This window comes from Xanthomonas fragariae, from assembly GCF_017603965.1.
In the GTDB taxonomy this organism is placed as follows: domain Bacteria; phylum Pseudomonadota; class Gammaproteobacteria; order Xanthomonadales; family Xanthomonadaceae; genus Xanthomonas; species Xanthomonas fragariae_A.
In genome coordinates this window covers 3,144,983-3,159,822 of record NZ_CP071955.1, presented here as the reverse complement: position 1 = coordinate 3,159,822, position 14,840 = coordinate 3,144,983, and the positions used below count along the sequence as shown (strand labels likewise).

General features: G+C 62.2%; 11 protein-coding genes, 2 other RNA genes and 2 pseudogenes. 8 read left to right on the top strand and 7 right to left on the bottom strand.

Annotation, left to right across the window (positions count from 1 at the left end; genetic code table 11):
- The first annotated feature begins 6 nt into the window (after window positions 1–6).
- The 6 genes and pseudogenes from J5I97_RS14930 to J5I97_RS14905 all read left to right on the top strand — a co-directional run bounded on the left by J5I97_RS14930 (window position 7) and on the right by J5I97_RS14905 (window position 3,697).
- Window positions 7–1,194: a chemotaxis protein CheB gene (locus tag J5I97_RS14930; protein ID WP_208587373.1), complete on the top strand. Its 1,188-nt coding sequence runs from the start codon at window positions 7–9 to the stop codon at window positions 1,192–1,194.
- 33 nt (window positions 1,195–1,227) lie between these two features.
- Complete coding sequence (locus J5I97_RS14925; protein ID WP_208587371.1) at window positions 1,228–1,704, top strand: chemotaxis protein CheW; 477 nt, start codon at window positions 1,228–1,230, stop codon at window positions 1,702–1,704.
- Window positions 1,705–1,755: 51 nt separating this feature from the next.
- On the top strand, window positions 1,756–2,337 hold the full coding sequence (locus tag J5I97_RS14920; protein ID WP_208587370.1) for a GNAT family N-acetyltransferase: 582 nt from the start codon (window positions 1,756–1,758) through the stop codon (window positions 2,335–2,337).
- A 62-nt stretch (window positions 2,338–2,399) separates the two neighbouring features.
- A non-coding RNA gene (locus J5I97_RS14915) (sX9 sRNA) lies at window positions 2,400–2,475 on the top strand.
- Window positions 2,476–2,852: 377 nt separating this feature from the next.
- Window positions 2,853–2,969: pseudogene (locus J5I97_RS14910) on the top strand (N(4)-(beta-N-acetylglucosaminyl)-L-asparaginase); the annotation flags it as partial.
- The gene (locus tag J5I97_RS14905) at window positions 2,966–3,697 is read left to right on the top strand and encodes a copper homeostasis protein CutC (RefSeq protein WP_208587369.1); all 732 of its coding nucleotides are present in this window, start codon (window positions 2,966–2,968) and stop codon (window positions 3,695–3,697) included. The pseudogene J5I97_RS14910 and the gene J5I97_RS14905, both read left to right, overlap by 4 nt.
- 156 nt (window positions 3,698–3,853) lie before the next feature.
- On the opposite strand, the gene J5I97_RS14900 is transcribed toward J5I97_RS14905, so the two are convergent.
- Both J5I97_RS14900 and J5I97_RS14895 read right to left on the bottom strand, forming a co-directional pair.
- The gene (locus tag J5I97_RS14900) at window positions 3,854–5,743 is read right to left on the bottom strand and encodes a hypothetical protein (protein ID WP_238135740.1); all 1,890 of its coding nucleotides are present in this window, start codon (window positions 5,741–5,743) and stop codon (window positions 3,854–3,856) included.
- A gap of 135 nt (window positions 5,744–5,878) precedes the next feature.
- A pseudogene (locus J5I97_RS14895) lies at window positions 5,879–6,038 on the bottom strand (sialidase family protein); the annotation flags it as partial.
- Between the two features lie 111 nt (window positions 6,039–6,149).
- On the opposite strand from J5I97_RS14895, the gene J5I97_RS14890 reads away from it, so the two are divergent.
- On the top strand, window positions 6,150–7,523 hold the full coding sequence (locus tag J5I97_RS14890) for an alpha-L-fucosidase (protein ID WP_208587368.1): 1,374 nt from the start codon (window positions 6,150–6,152) through the stop codon (window positions 7,521–7,523).
- Between the two features lie 166 nt (window positions 7,524–7,689).
- Here the strand turns inward: J5I97_RS14890 and J5I97_RS14885 are convergent, their stop codons facing one another.
- Window positions 7,690–7,905, bottom strand: coding sequence for a hypothetical protein (locus tag J5I97_RS14885; protein WP_208587367.1), 216 nt, complete (start codon window positions 7,903–7,905; stop codon window positions 7,690–7,692).
- Window positions 7,906–8,294: 389 nt separating this feature from the next.
- Here J5I97_RS14885 and J5I97_RS14880 point away from each other — a divergent pair.
- Window positions 8,295–8,370: non-coding RNA, sX9 sRNA (locus J5I97_RS14880), on the top strand.
- A gap of 4 nt (window positions 8,371–8,374) precedes the next feature.
- On the opposite strand, the gene J5I97_RS14875 is transcribed toward J5I97_RS14880, so the two are convergent.
- The 4 genes from J5I97_RS14875 to J5I97_RS14860 are packed head-to-tail and all read right to left on the bottom strand — an operon-like array spanning window position 8,375 to window position 14,715.
- Window positions 8,375–9,121, bottom strand: a complete 747-nt coding sequence (locus J5I97_RS14875; protein ID WP_208587366.1) for a M48 family metallopeptidase — start codon at window positions 9,119–9,121, stop codon at window positions 8,375–8,377.
- Window positions 9,118–12,408 carry a type I restriction endonuclease subunit R gene (locus tag J5I97_RS14870; protein WP_208587365.1) on the bottom strand — a complete coding sequence of 1,097 codons (3,291 nt, stop codon included), beginning with the start codon at window positions 12,406–12,408 and terminating at the stop codon, window positions 9,118–9,120. Before J5I97_RS14870 ends, J5I97_RS14875 begins: the two co-directional genes overlap by 4 nt.
- Window positions 12,405–13,613: a restriction endonuclease subunit S gene (locus J5I97_RS14865; RefSeq protein ID WP_208587363.1), complete on the bottom strand. Its 1,209-nt coding sequence runs from the start codon at window positions 13,611–13,613 to the stop codon at window positions 12,405–12,407. The genes J5I97_RS14870 and J5I97_RS14865 overlap by 4 nt, the downstream gene beginning before the upstream one ends.
- Complete coding sequence (locus tag J5I97_RS14860) at window positions 13,603–14,715, bottom strand: virulence RhuM family protein (protein ID WP_238135548.1); 1,113 nt, start codon at window positions 14,713–14,715, stop codon at window positions 13,603–13,605. The genes J5I97_RS14865 and J5I97_RS14860 overlap by 11 nt, the downstream gene beginning before the upstream one ends.
- Window positions 14,716–14,840 lie beyond the last annotated feature (125 nt).

The window sequence follows — 14,840 nt, the reverse complement described above, 5'->3', positions numbered from 1 at the left end:
GGCGCAATGGGAACTCCGGTCGCCCTGCTGGGCCGGCCCGGTCAGGCGCGCGAGCGCCTGCGTGAAGCACTTGGCCTTGCCGGTGCGAAAGTGGTGCTGGAAGACGAACCGTCGGCGGTAGACGTGCAGATGCTGCGCGACGCCGCGCCGGTAGCGATACTGGTTTCGCTGGAACCGTCGATCGAGGACGCGCTGGAGGCGCTGGAACCGGCCTTCAATCTGCCCGGAGTGACGGTGATCTTCGAAGAGGCCGAGCTGACCGTGCGTCGCGAGGGCTGGGAAGCGCAGCGTTGGGTGCGCCATCTGGCCGCCAAACTGCACGGCCACGCAGACGTGTTGCCGCCGGGCACCGAAAGCGAACCGTCGCTGCAGCCTGAGCCGGGTGTGGAGCGCGCGCCGCGTCGGCACTTGGATCTGCAGCTCGGTCGACATCGGCAAGCGGCCGTGCACGCGTTCGAAAGCATGCCCAGCGATGCCTTATTCACGCGCACTGCCGGCTCTGCCGACGCAGCGGTGGCCGAAGACACGCCGGGCCTGACGCTGGGCGATTCCAGCACCTGGGGTCTGGTCGACGATGTCGCTGTGGTAGTACGCCCGCGTGCCGAGCTGGATGTGGCCGCGCCGTCGACCGGCGTTCTGTCGCTGGTGGAGTTGGATCAGACCGGCGCAACGACCGGTGCGGTGCTGTTGATGGCCGGCATCGGGGGACCGGATGCGATCCGGCGTCTGCTGGCCGCATTGCCGCCGGAATTCCCGCGCGCGGTGCTGGTGCGCATGAGCCTGGATGGTGGCCAGTACGGCAATCTGGTGCGACAGATGGGCCGTGTGTCTGCGCTGCCTGTCGAACTGGGTGAAGCCGGCCAGAGGGTCGTGGCGGGCAAGGTATACGTGCTGCCTGAAGAGGTGGGTGTGCAGCAGCATGCAGGTGCGCTGGCTTTCGTGGCACAGGCCGATCCTGCCGGGCTGATTGCCGCGCTGCCGCCGACCGACAGTGCGGTGCTGATGCTCAGCGGCGCCAACGAGTCGCTGGTCGATGCGTCGCTGGAGCTGGCAAAGCAGGGCGGCTGGTTGGCGGGTCAGTCCGCCGACGGTTGTTACGACCCGGCCGCGGCTGCGCGTCTGGCACTCCAAGGTATTTTGACCGGCGACCCAGCGCAGTTGGCGCAGGCCTTGGCACAGCGTTGGCCGGCGTAAGCCGGGCGCTTCTTCTTCAATCGGAATCACGCGATGAGCTACGCCAACAATGACGAAATCCGCGGCGTCCTGATCCAGGCCGGACAGGAGCGCGTGCTGCTGCCCAATGCAACGGTGGCCGAGGTGATGTCGCGCGTGCCGGTCGAGCCGCTGCCCGACATGCCGCGCTGGGTAGTCGGGCGCATCGACTGGTATGGCTGGAAGGTGCCGCTGCTGTCGTTCGCGCGCCTCAGCGGCATGGGCGAAGAGCCCACCGCAGTCAACAACAAGGTGATCGTGCTGAAGGCACTGGGCGGCAATCCGGCGTTGCCGTATTTCGCGCTGTTGACCGTGTCGTTCCCGCAGCTCATCTCGGTGCCGCGCGATGGCCTGCTGGCCGACGCATCGGAAGATGCGTTGCCCGATGGCGTGCATATGCGCGTACTGCTGGGCGAGCAGAATGCGCTGCTGCCGAATCTGGACGCGATCGAGGCGCAGGTCAGTCAGGCGTTTGCGGCGGCCGCTGCCTGAGAGCTGTAATCCCCACGGCCGCGGCGGCAGGCCCCTGCACGGGCGTTTGTCATGAGCATTCCTATATTCGCACCGGTCCGGCATCCCGATGGTGTGGTGTTGTGTGACCTGGCGGTGGTCGATCCGGCTGCGATGGCCGACTACCACGCGCGCAATCGCGCTCGCTTGGCCGGTGCGATGCCGCTGCGTCCTCCTGTGTTCTACACCACCGACGGTTGGCGTCGCCTGTGTATCGCGTATCGCAGCGCGGTGCCCGGCGAACGTGAGTTGCAGCTGGTGTTGTTGCACGGCGGGCAAGTGATCGGCACGACCGGTTTTACCCAGATCCAGCGCGGCGCATTCCAGGCCTGCCACATGGGCTACGGCCTGGACGCGGCGCAGCAAGGGCGTGGTTTGATTCAGTGGGCGGCCACGCAAGGCATCGCCTTCGCGTTCGGCCCGCTCGGCTTGCATCGGGTGATGGCGCAATACGTCCCCGACAATCTGCGTAGTGCGCGTGTGCTGCAACGGCTGGGTTTCCAGATCGAAGGCTACGCGCGCCGCTATCTGCAATTGAACGGCGTCTGGCGCGACCATGTGCTGACCAGCAGGTTGCGCGAGGACGATCGGGGGCAGGGTGTGGACGAGCATTAAGAGTGGCTACCAAAACGCCTGCGCTCACCACCAGGCGGGCGCAGCCGGTGCTCGGAATTGGCACGTATCACCCGTAAGGTGCGGTTGCTCCGTGCCGTGCGCACTCACCCGGCGACTGCTCGCTACGGTTTGTTGGTCACTGCTAAACCGGCGCGTATCAGAGTCAGTCCCCCTCAGCCCGATGCATCTGCCGGCAGGAGAGGGGCTTTCATGTCGCCATTCTTTGCTTCGGGATCTGGTCCGGGGGCGCAGGGGCTTGGCGGCTGCTTTATTCCTGTAGCGAACTGCCTTGGCTACCTGCACAAGCACCCGGTGCGCACAAGTGCTGCTGTGCGCGGATCCGCATACGGCAATACCGCAAGACGGTTTATCCGCAGGCAGTGCTGTCGCATGATGGAAGGCTGCTACCGCATTGCGCGGCCACCTGTTTCGATCATGGAGTTGCCCGGATGATCCAGCGTCGTCACTTCCTCAAGAGCACCACGCTTGGCTCGATTGCTTCCGGTTTGGCCAGTGGCGACGTGGGGGCGTTCGCGATCCAGAGAGGTTTCAGTTACGCGGTGTGCGATGCGCAGCGGCAGGATCTGCTGGTGCCCGATGAAAGCCGCTACATCCGCGAGCCTGCTCTATGAATACCTTTGGACTGGAAGTGGCTGCCGACTCGGTGGCCTCGGCACTGGCTGCGCAAAAGGGCGGTGCAATGCGCGTGGAGCTTTGCGGCGGCCTGGATGGCGGCGGGCTGACGCCTTCGTTCGGCACACTGGCGGTGGCACGCGAGCGCTTGCAGATTCCGTTATATGTGCTGATTCGTCCACGGGTGGGCGATTTCGTGTTCGATGCGGCCGAGGTCGAGATAATGCGGCGCGATGTGGAGCAATGCGTGCGGCTAGGTTGCGATGGCGTGGTGCTGGGCGCACTGGACCGGTGCGGGCAGGTGGATATGGCCACGATGCGGGTGTTGATCGCCGCCGCGGGTTCGCTCGGGGTGACCTTCCATCGCGCGATCGATGTCAGTGCCGATCCGTCCCGCGCATTGGAAGACGCGATCACGTTGGGGTGCGAGCGCGTGTTGACCTCAGGTGCGCGTGCAAGTGCCCTGGCGGGCATCGACGCCATTGCCGCATTGGTGCGCCAGGCCGGGGAGCGTATCAGCGTGATGCCCGGGGCTGGCGTCTGCGAGCACAATCTTCTGCTCTTGCGCGAACGCACCTGCGCGCACGAATTTCATGCCTCATTGCGCAGCACGATCGCGGCGCAAGTGCAGGCTCCGCATCCTTACATACACGACCTGGGCGGGGACTACCAACGCACCGATGCGGTCCGGGTGCAGCGGATGGTGGAGTTGTTGCATGTCAGTTGATGTGGCAACCGAACGCGTCGTGCAGCGATGCATGCATGTCCGGTCGCACACGAACGCCGGACTGAAGACCGGGGATGCAAGGCGCTGTCGGGTTTGTGTTGCCGATGCCCTTGTCGCTCTTGCAAGTCGCCAGCTGCTCGCTCCTGCAGGAGCGCTTCACGTGCTCGAGGACGGTGTCGTATCGGCATCCAGAGAACCTTGGCGCGGTGTGTTTTCGGTCGCATCGTCGGGTATGCGAGTTTCCCCCAGCGGAGGTATGTGAGTTTCCAGCGGCGGAAAATATTTTTGATATACAGGGTGTTCGGCGACGAGCATCTCGCGCAACTTCCACATCTGAACGGCCTTGCAGAGGTTCTGCACATTGATTTCGCTTTCGTGGTTATAGATAACGTCGCCCAGGTTGGCATTCTTGTTGGATTCCCACTCGTTTTTTGCGTCCTCAAACTCTTGCCACGTCCGATATATTTCGGGATCCAATCGCGGCATGGGATAAAGGGACTCCAGTGTTTCATGCCAATTCTTATCCTCGCGCTTGCTTTCGTCGAGCAGGGTTTTCAGGGCTGGTACCTGTCCAAGCGTTGCAGGAGTTCCTGCCGGCCGCTTTCCCCGCGCGTAAAACGGGGCGCCTTCGGTGAACGGATTCCTCTCTTGCAAGACTAGATCCAACAGATCGTATGCGGTTTTTTCGATAATTCCTTTCGCGCGATTGAGCTCACTGGCCGAAGGCCTCTGCTCTGGCCGGAGTTGGCGGAGTTTTTCTTGTAGATGAGGCGGTACGTGGATGCGGCAAGTGTCAGGTAGCTTGGCGATCGCTCTAGGCAGTTTTTTCAGTTTGCGGCAACCTCGCAGATCAAGCACTTCAAGCTGTGCGAGTTTGTGGATGTCTGACGGCAGTGAGTGCAGATTGATGCAATTGCACAGGTTGAGTTCCTTTAACGGCGCGCGCCCTGCAAAAATTGGCGGGTAGTACCTTAATTGTCTGCAGCCTTGTAAATTCAGTGTCTGCAGCATAGGCAGATCATGAATGTGGTCGGGCAGCTCGTTAAGCTGTGACCTGCTGACCTCCAGGTGTTGCAGTTTCTTCAGGTGCTTGATGGATGCTGGAAGCGAGAGTAACCCTGTCCTCGACAGCTTCAGAGTGGACAGGTTGATCAGCCCTTCGGGCTCGCCAGAGGCATTGCAGGTGGCAAGGCACGGCAACTGCGACAGGTTCGGGCTTGATGTGATGCAGAGCTCACGCAACTGGCTCATGTTCGAGATGGACGCAGGCAGTTCCCGAATCGGGTTGTCGTGCAGCGACAGCGATTGCAGGCTCCTCAGTTCATGCATCGTTTCCGGAAGCGCCAGCAAGCCTGCCGACTTGATTTCCATCGTCTGCAAATGAGAAAGACGGAATGTCGTCTGCTCCGGGAATTGCGGAAGAGGCGTTGTGTCGATGCTCAGCAATTCGGCGTCTGGTCTGGCGGCGTGGGCAAGCTGTTGTGCGGTTATTCCCAGGGCGGCATGTAGCGCTGTTTGGGTTCCAATGTCGTGCGTGTTGCCATCGATCCAAGCGTAATACTGTGGGCAGATGTGTTCATCTTGCCACTGCGCCAGGATGTTCTCATACGAACGCAACTGCGTGCTGCGTTGTAATCGCGCGCCGACCAGCATCGGTCTGGCGGCCGACGGTGCATCGTGGTGTTGCGGCAAATCTGTAACAGGAGCGTGTAATCGGGAGCGCTCGCTGCTGGTCAGTTGCGGTAGCGCTGCTGGCGATAAAGCATCTGCAAGTTCTCCATCGAGCAACATCAGCGTGCCTGCGCCACGTGGAAGTGGGCGACCTGCAATTTCGGGCCGATCACTGAAGGTTTCGGTGGCACCAGGGGATGCGCGGCGGCGCGCCCGGTTGCCAGGTAAACGACTGAGAAGACCACTCAGCAGACCACCTGCGTTCTGGCCACGTACCGGTGTCCCGTCGCGGTGTGGAGCGGGTGTATCGGAAGCGACCTGCTGCGGGGTCTCGCTCGGCCTTTCCGGTGTGCGTGCCCAGGTAATGCGGTGCATGATATTCCTCATTCGTCGCTGCTGTATGAGGGGGATGATCAACCTGGAGCACACTGGGCAAGGTGCTTGACGCGAAACACTTGCCGAGGGGGCGAAGCGCCAGTGCGCCCTGTTGCAGAGCAGATGAGCGACGGTCTGTGGACCGCATTGTGCGAGCCAGATGCCGCCATCGGCCGCACCGTCGTGCGTGCCGCTTGAGGACAATGGGCGAGGGCGGCGCAACCGGCGATTCCGCGTGGGCGACGACAGCGACAAGGCTCGCAACAAGGCGGCTCGGCAGGCGTGGCGGATCCAGCATGGTCCGGTCCTGTGCGGATTTTAAAGATACCTATTTATAATCTATTAAATACCATATGCTCTGGTCATCCCAGGCGGCCGTGGTCGCCGACCACTGCGAGGACCCGCGATGTCATCACACCAGCTCTCCCCGTTGCGCTGGCTGGCCACAATTGGCCTGACCGCACTGATCTTGCCCACTGCCGTCGCGCAGAACGTTGCCGATGTGAAACCTTCGCCGCAGCAGGTGGCCTGGCAGGATCTGGCATTCGGCGTGATCGTGCACTTCAATCCCAACACCTGGCTCGATCGGGAGTGGGGCGACGGCACGGCCAGCCCGAAGACCTTCAACCCTACCAATGTGGATCCTGGCCAGTGGGCGCGCGCGGCCAAATCGGCAGGTGCCAGCTATGTGATTCTGGTGGCCAAGCACCACGACGGCTTTGCGCTGTGGCCCACGGCCGAGAGCAATTATTCGGTCAAGAACAGCCCGTGGATGGGTGGCAAGGGCGACTTGGTCAAGCTCACCAGCGATGCGGTGCGCAAGGAAGGCATGGGCTTTGGCGTGTATCTGTCGCCATGGGATCGCCACGAGCCGAAATACGCCGATTCCAAGGCCTACGACACGTTCTACGCTGCGCAATTGGTGGAGCTGGCCTCGCATTACGGTCCGATCACCGAGTGGTGGCTGGACGGCGCCGGCAGTGCCGGGCACGTGTACAACTTCGACAAGTACATGGAAGAGTTGCGCACCTATCAGGCCAACGCAATGGTGTTCGCCGACACCGCCTTGTTCGAGTATGGCGATGTGCGTTGGGTTGGTAACGAGGCCGGTTTCATCGAAGGCGAAAACTGGAACGTGATCGACCGCCACGGATATCTGCGTTGGCGCCCGGTGGAAGTGGATACGCCGCTGCACAAGCTGCAATGGTTCTGGCATCCCAACAGCGATCAGACGCTCAAGAGCGTGGATGAGCTGGTGGAAATCTGGGAAAAAAGCGTGGGCCTGGGCGGCCAGTTGGTGCTCGGCATTGCGCCGGATAAGCGGGGTGTATTGCCGGACGCAGATGTGAGCCGGCTGCAGGAACTCGGGCAGGCGATTCAGGCGCGTTACGGTGCGGGCAAGAACCTGGTAGCCGGCAACCTCAAGAAGCCCGGTGGCATCGACGCAGCAGTGGATGGCGATCGCGAGACGTTCTGGAGCGCGCCGGCGGGGTCGCATAGCGCGGTGCTGGAGCTGCAATTCAAGCAACCGGTGACGTTCGACAGTGCGTTGAGCATGGAGTGGATCAACGACGGGCAGTTGGTGCAAAAGTATGCCGTTGAAGCGTGGCAGGACGGTAAGTGGGTGCCGTTGGCGAAGGCGCAGGCGATCGGGCGGATGAAGATCGATCACTTCGCGCCGATGACTGCTTCACGGGTGCGGTTGAATATTCAGTCCAGTGCCGATGCGGTGCATATTCGCGAGTTTGAGTTGTTTAATACTGGGGTTGGGGCGCGTTAAGTTTGTTCGATTGTGTGTGTGTGGAGTGGCTAACAAAACTATTGTGCAGCCGCCAGGCGCGCACTGACGGTGGTAGGAATCGACATCACTCGGACACGCTGGTTCCGAGCGCGCCATCCACACCCGCCAGGTGGCGGTGCAGTCGGTTTGTTAGCCGTTCTAACGTTCAGGCGGCGCTGTGGTCGCGCACCTGCGGCGGCAGCAGGATCTGCGGCTGTTTGGCCGAATGGGTCTGGCACAGGAACGTCATCAGATGCGCCGCTTCGGTGCTGCCGATCGGTCGGCTGTGGGTGTGCTTGCTGTGGACGTGTTGGGCAAAAGCGTGCTGGGGCTGCTCCAGAACTGCGGAGACAGGGTCTTGCGTAACGGTGGACGACGACATGAAACGCTCCTGGAACTCACGAACTGACCGTTGCTCGATGAAACGACGGGAATGTGTCGCTGCCGTGCGCCGGCGATCTGGCCTGGGATGGCATCGGTCCGATACCACACAGGTAGCGGAAGGTGCGTAGGCAGCGAACGCTCAGAGAGCGGCTGGCGCGGTGCGGTCTGAAGGGCCGCTGTTCCAAATGCAGGTTGCTCCGACTGGTCTGGTTCACTTTCTGGTGAAGCATCCTGTCGATCCGACAACGCGTCGCCGGCAAAAGACGACCCGACACCGTTCGGGACCGGGTGAGCGATACCTGTGTGGCTGCCTGCGGCCCTGCTTAGAGGGGCTAACAAAACGACTGCGTCGCCGCCAGGCGGGCGCGGCCGGTGCTCGGAATCGGCATGTACCACGCGTACACTGCGGTTCCTCCGCGCTGTCCGCACCCACCTGACGACTGCTCGCTACGTTTTGTTAGCCGCTCTCAGTTGCGCAGCGCGAGCTCGGCCATGTCGTCCAGGCGTTGCTTGGTGCGTCGCCAATCCGGCATATGGGCATCGAGCAGGCGATAAAAGGCCTTGCCGTGATGGTGGACCTTCAGGTGACACAGCTCGTGCAAAATGACGTAATCGATGCATGCGCCCGGAACGCGAATCAGGCCGAGATTCAGGCTGATCTTTCCCAAAGGCGAGCAACTGCCCCATTGGCGCCGCATCCTCCGCAACGACAGGGCAGGTAAATGTTTAATCCAGCCGAGTTGGTGGGCCATGTCGGCCATGCGCTGCGGCAATACCACCCCGGCACGCTCGCGCTGCCAGTGTTCCAGCGCTGCGCGCACCGTTTCGGGCGCACGTGTCTGCACGCGCGTTTCGACGTGGCCGCCATGCAAGCGCACACCGTACAATCGCTCGTCAACGATTACCTTCAGGCGATAGCGTCGGCCCAGATACAGCACGGTTTCCCCGCTGACGTATTCGCGTGGGGTGATATGCCCCAGCCGGTTTTCGATTTCTACCAAGTGCAAGTGGATCCAGCGTGCGCGCTGCGTCAATGCCCGTCTGATCTGGGCGTCGGTCGCGTGCAGTGGGGCATCCAGCCTTACGCGGCCATCGGGTTCCACATGGATGGCCACGCGCTGGGTGTGCCGCAGTGCAGATCGGTGGATCTGGCAGCGGATGCGGCGCTCGCCGTAGGTCACCACCAGTTGGGCTTCGGTCTGAACTGGCGTCACGTGCGGCTGAGCCCAATGCGTGTGATCTGCACGACCTGCTCCACGATGGCCTTGGCATGGTCCAGCCCGACCAGATCGAAAATGGGCGGAAGCAATGTCTGACGAATCTGCGACTCGATGCTGTGCAGGTTCAACGAGTTCTCGGCAATGGCGGTGCGCACCACGCCATCGATGGTCAGCGCCAGATCGGCCAGTTGCGTCACTTCGGCAGCGCTGTTGGCGTGTACGGCGTGTTCTCCCAACTCCAGCAGAATCGCGCCGTAGTAGGCACGGGCATGCGGGTTGTCTGTCAATGGCGCTGGAATGCCCGGTATTTGCCTGGCTTCCAGGTGCTGCTCGAACGCCTTGAACACGGCGTACTGCTTCAACGGGTGATCGAACATGGCTTCTGCCTCGGCAATGGCTTCACGCAACAGCTCGCCGAAGACTTTTTGCGCGTACGGGTCGCTGGCCAACTCCTGCTCGATGGTCTTGCGCAGACGCGTCTGGATCAGATCGGCCTCGTTGCGGGTCTTCTCCTCCGACCAGGTCTGCGGATCGTCGCGCTTGCCCAATGCATGCACGACGTACGCACCCGGCGATTCGCGCACCTCGCGGCCAATCACCTGTTTGTCCACCAGCTTGCGGATCTGCTCTTCGTAGATGCTGTAGTCCACGGTTTCCATCGCGTCCTGGCGTGCGGTCCTGCGCAGCCCGGAGAAGAAGCGCAGGTCGCGCTTGTAGCGGTCGATCAAGGCATCCGGAAAAGCAGCGTCTTCAAAGAAGCTGCGCGAGGAGAGTGCGGTCTGCAGGCATAGACCGAACTCGGTCAGCGCGGCGGAAAAATCGTCGCGCAGTTTCTGCCGCGCGTCATGGTCGGTGCCGTCTTCGTCATGCACGAAGCGCGGGCTCAGGCGCTGCCGGAACTGCTCCGGGTCGTCATGGCTGGCCAGCCCGTCGAAGAACGCCCACAGCCTGGCATTGAGCGCAGGCAAGCGCTTGTATTCGGTGCTGATCGCCTGGTACAGGTCCTCGATATCGGCCACGTCGAAGCCGCCTTGGGTACGTGTTTCCAGGTCCTGATACGCGCGTACCGCTGTGTCCAGTTCGGTCAGGATGCCGCGATAGTCCACCAAGATGCCGCAGCGCTTGGCGTCGTGCAGACGGTTCACGCGCGCCACCGCCTGGATCAGGTTGTGGCCCTTGAGCGGTTTGTCGATGTAGAGCACCGCGTTGCGCGGTTCATCGAAGCCGGTGAGCAGCTTGTCCACCACGATGAGCAGATCCGGATCGCCGTCGCCACCGAAGTCGCGCACGGTCTGCCGCTCGTACTCCTGCGGGTCCAGCCGTTGGTCGGTGATGGCCTGCTTCCACCATTTCTGTACATCGGGCAGGGTGTCTTCATCGACGTCGCTGTTGCCCTCGCGGGTATCGGGCGGGGAGATCACCACCGCGCCTGTCACCAGGCCGGTTTCGTCCAGAGCGCGCTTGTAGCGGATGGCGTCGCGCTTGCTGTCGGTCGCCAGCTGGCCCTTCAGGCCCAACGGTTTGATGTTCTCGTTGAAATGCGCCGCGATGTCCCAGGCGATCAGTTCTATGCGGTTGGCCGCCCCATAAATGGCGCGCTTGCTGGCGAACTTCTTTTTCAGATCCGCGCTCTGCGCGTCCGAGAGACCGGCGGTGATCTTGTCGAACCAGCGGGTGACCGCCGCCTCGTTGACCTCCAGCTCCGGCACGCGTTCTTCGTATAGCAGCGGGGCCACGGTCTGATCTTCGACTGCGCGCTGCATCGTGTAGGCATGCAGGATCGGGCCGAACGTGTTGGCGGCTTTCTCGTTCTTGAGCAGCGGGGTGCCGGTGAACGCCAGGTAGGCCGCATTGGGTAGCGCCTTGCGCATGCGCTCGTGAGTTTCGCCGCCGTGGCTGCGGTGGCCCTCATCCACCAGCACGATCAAATCGGCCGAGGCGTTGTGGCACTCGGGCAGCTTGGCGGCGGTGGTGAACTTCTGCACCAGCGAGAAGGTAATGCGCTCGCTGCCCTGGCCGATGCGGCGCGCCAGATCGCGGCCGGTCGTGGCCTTGCTGTGCTCGCCATCCTTTTTGGTGCCGACGGACGAGCCGAACGCGCCGCCGCTGATGAAGTTGCGCGCCAGCTGCGCCTCCAGGTCGGTACGGTCGGTCACCACCAGCACGCGGCACTGGGTCAATGCCGCATCCAGCACCAGCGCCTTGGTCAGAAACACCATGGTGAAGCTCTTGCCCGAGCCGGTGGTGTGCCACAGCACGCCGCCCTGGCGTCCGCCGTCGGGGCGATGTGTGCGGATCTGCGCCAGCAATGCGCGGATGCCGAAGAACTGCTGGTAACGCGCCACGATCTTGCCGACCTTGCGGTCGAACAGCACAAAGCCGCGCAGCACCTCCAGCAGCTTGGCCGGGGTGAGCAACCCGGCCAACAGGAGATCCTGCTCGGTGGGCAGCATGGGCTTGGCCCACAGCGCCTGGCAGTAGGCCCGCAGCGGGGCCGGCTTGCCTGCCAGCAGTGCATCGCGCGTGGCCGCAGGCAGCGGCAGGTTCTTGAGGCGGCGCAGCTGCGCCTGGTCGACCTGCTCGTCGCGCCAACGCGCCCAGAACGTGGCCGGGGTCTGCGTGGTGCCGTAGCGCGCCTCGGTCAGGCTGATGGCCAGTAACAGTTGCGCATAGGCGAACAACTGCGGAATCTCTTCTGCCCGCTGGTTGCGCAATTGCTGGCTGACCGCTTCGGCCACCATCGACTTGCCGGCATGCCCGGCATCGGCGCGCTTGGTTTCGATCACCACCAGCGGGATGCCGTTGACGTAGCCCACGATGTCGGGCGTGCGCGTATGCGTGCCGTGGGTGGACAGCACCTCGCACTCTTCGGTGATGTCCCACAGGTTGTGGGCTGCATCGCCCCAGTCGATCACCGCGATGGTGGGCTGGTGCTTCTTGCCGTCGGGCATGAACTCGGTGACGGTGATGCCCAGCGTCAACAGCTGATACAGCCGCTCATTGGCAGCTAACAGGCCATCGCCCAGCGGCAGCGCCGATAGCTCGCGCACGATCTGGTCGATGCCACTCGGCGAGAGCGGGTAGGTCTGCCCCTTGTAGTCGAAGCGACGGCTCTGCAACGTCTCGATCAGGCGCGGCAGCAACAGCACCTCGCGGGTGCTGCCACGCAGCGCCAGGCAGTGCGCACTGCTGAGGTAGCGCCAGCCCAGGTTGCACAGCAGGTGCAATGCCGGCAGCTGCGCGCTGGCCTGTTCGCGGGTGTCCGGGGCGCTGTGGGTCATGCGTGTGCGGCCTCGTCGGTGGGCAAGCGCACGCGGCGTTTGCCGGTGAGGAGTTGGGACATCAGGGCGGATTTTTCCTGTCGCATCAGCATGAGATGCCGTTCTTGGATCGAAACGGCGCTGAGCGCAGCCTCTATGGCATCAGCAATGCGTGTTTGCTCTTTGAGACATGGTGTTGGAACGCAGATGCGTAACAAGTCCTTCGGATTGACACGCCGTGCCTTGCGGCCGCCGTTTGCCAAGCCTAAGTGGCCCGTGTAGAACGCCTCCCTGGAAACGTATTGCAGGAACCACCTGGGATCTATGCCTTCCAGGAAGTCGAAGGCGGGTAGGTCAAGCGTGCTCTCGTATCCGTCCAGTGATGCCGGAATCCGGCCAAATGCACCGTTCAAGAAATCGAGCTTGCTGTAGATGAACTGCCCGGAAGACCGGCGGTAATACTGCGTGGATTCGCTTCCGGCGCGCTTGTCAGACTTGCCGACAACACCTTTGCCATAGAGCTTGACTGTGATCTTCTTGGCTACATCACCACCCGATCCAACCACGCGGCTCTCGCAGATCATTTCAGACAATGGCTTGGACTGCCACGCAGCGTGACCATCAAATCTTTTACGGCCCGTCAGCAACGCATTGCTCAGAATCTCTACGCAATTGCGCGTGTTCGCGAGTAGCCGCTCCGTAGTGGCGATGGCTTGATCCCAGGTGGAGAGGATGTGGGCGATGCGGCGCTGCTCTCCTAAAGTCGGAAGAATGACCGGAAAGTCACAGACGTTCTCCCGAGTGATATTCGGATCCTTTCTGCTGCTGGCAGCGAAGTTCTTCCATGCCTCAACGTTTCCGTTGAGCCAATGTAGGATGAACTCTGGGTGCGCTTGATTTCGTTCAACATCAAGGGCAGAGATTGCTTGATTGACCGCACTTTCTTCTTGCAGTAGGCCGGTGCGCCCAATTTGCTTTAAGCCTCCGTACATGGCAACCAATACCGTGCCCGCAGGGAAAATCTTGCAGGAAGATTCATTCAATGCCGCATCGGTGATGAGTTCGTCTGTCTTCAATATGACTGAGTTCGTAAGGTCCATTGTTTTAACCCATGGCCACTTTCCGTTTACGAAATAGCGGTCTTGTTGAGAGCGTGCAGGCGTGCTCCCGGATTTTATGGAGCCAATATTGCCCAGTGTTGTGCGTCGCCAGCCATCAGGAAGCATCACTATCCCCGGTATTGCTATCAATATGCTTGCCTGCCTTCCGCGCCGACTTCTCCAGCGACTCCAGCGCCTCGATGTCCTCGACATCCGCCGCCAGGGCTTCTGCCTTGCGCCGCTTGGCATCGAACACCGCATAGCGCTCATGCACGATCTGCTGCATGCGCTCGTGGCTGACGGTGCCGGCATCCTTCAGCAGCGGCCGTTCGTTGAATTCGACAAAGCGGTCCACGTAATGGCGCCAGTCGTCCATGCGCAGGTCCTGGCGCTGGCTGGCGCGGTCCTCGGCGTAGTCCAGGAACATCGCGGCGATGCGGTTCAGCTGCGTGACCTCATCAGCAGTCAGGTAGTTTTTGGCCACGATGACATCGGTCTTGCGCACGCGGCCGGCCTTCCAGCCGGTCAGCGCCATGTTGGGCTGGTCGGGGTCGGCACGTTCCACCACCAGTTGGGCGGCGGTCTTCTGGGTGACGGCGTAGAGCATCTTGTTCTGCACCATGGCAAAGAACTGGCCGGTGGCGGTGTCGTCGTCGCGGTAATCCACCGACAGCGCGAACAGGTCGCGGATCTTCTGGTAGAACCGCTTCTCCGAGACACGGATGTCGCGGATGCGTTCCAGCAGTTCGTCGAAGTGGTCCCAGCCAGCCGGTTCCTTCAGGCGCGCGTCGTCCATGACGAAGCCCTTGACCAGGTACTCTTTGAGGTGGGTGGTGGCCCACTGGCGGAACTGGGTGCCGCGCGGGGATTTCACCCGGTAGCCGATGGCCAGGATCATGTCCAGGTTGTAGAGCTTCAGCGGCCGCCGGACCTGGCGGGTGCCCTCGGTCCGAACCATTAAGTCATCTTTAATGGTTGCCCTGGCCTGCAGTTCGCCTTCCGCCAGGACGTTCCTGATGTGGATGTTGATGTTGGGGACGGAGGTCTGGAACAGCGCGGCCAGCTCCAGCTGGCTGAGCCAGACGCTGCCGTTCTCGGCGCGCAGGTAGAAGCGGGTTGCGCCGTCCTCGGTGGCGTAGAGCACCAGTTCGCCGTGCGTGTCGCCCGCCCCCTCGGCACCTGCGGTGGCCGAGGGGGTTGCCTTGTCAGGATGTGGGCGCTTATGCATCGCTGGGCCACTCCCGGCAGGCGGTCCGCGGAACCCGGAAGACCGATTGCCGCACGCCAGGTGCCGCCGTTGTCGGGATGGCCCAGGCAAGGGGGGGGTCAAATTGACCCCCCCCTTGCGGCAAG

Excerpts from the sequence above, each read along its gene's own strand:
- J5I97_RS14930 (WP_208587373.1), top strand. The coding sequence starts at position 7 with ATGGGAACTCCGGTCGCCCTGCTGGGCCGGCCCGGTCAGGCGCGCGAG.
- J5I97_RS14925 (WP_208587371.1), top strand. The coding sequence starts at position 1,228 with ATGAGCTACGCCAACAATGACGAAATCCGCGGCGTCCTGATCCAGGCC.
- J5I97_RS14920 (WP_208587370.1), top strand. The coding sequence starts at position 1,756 with ATGAGCATTCCTATATTCGCACCGGTCCGGCATCCCGATGGTGTGGTG.
- J5I97_RS14905 (WP_208587369.1), top strand. The coding sequence starts at position 2,966 with ATGAATACCTTTGGACTGGAAGTGGCTGCCGACTCGGTGGCCTCGGCA.
- J5I97_RS14900 (WP_238135740.1), bottom strand. The coding sequence starts at position 5,743 with ATGCACCGCATTACCTGGGCACGCACACCGGAAAGGCCGAGCGAGACC.
- J5I97_RS14890 (WP_208587368.1), top strand. The coding sequence starts at position 6,150 with ATGTCATCACACCAGCTCTCCCCGTTGCGCTGGCTGGCCACAATTGGC.
- J5I97_RS14885 (WP_208587367.1), bottom strand. The coding sequence starts at position 7,905 with ATGTCGTCGTCCACCGTTACGCAAGACCCTGTCTCCGCAGTTCTGGAG.
- J5I97_RS14870 (WP_208587365.1), bottom strand. The coding sequence starts at position 12,408 with ATGACCCACAGCGCCCCGGACACCCGCGAACAGGCCAGCGCGCAGCTG.
- J5I97_RS14865 (WP_208587363.1), bottom strand. The coding sequence starts at position 13,613 with ATGCTTCCTGATGGCTGGCGACGCACAACACTGGGCAATATTGGCTCC.
- J5I97_RS14860 (WP_238135548.1), bottom strand. The coding sequence starts at position 14,715 with ATGCATAAGCGCCCACATCCTGACAAGGCAACCCCCTCGGCCACCGCA.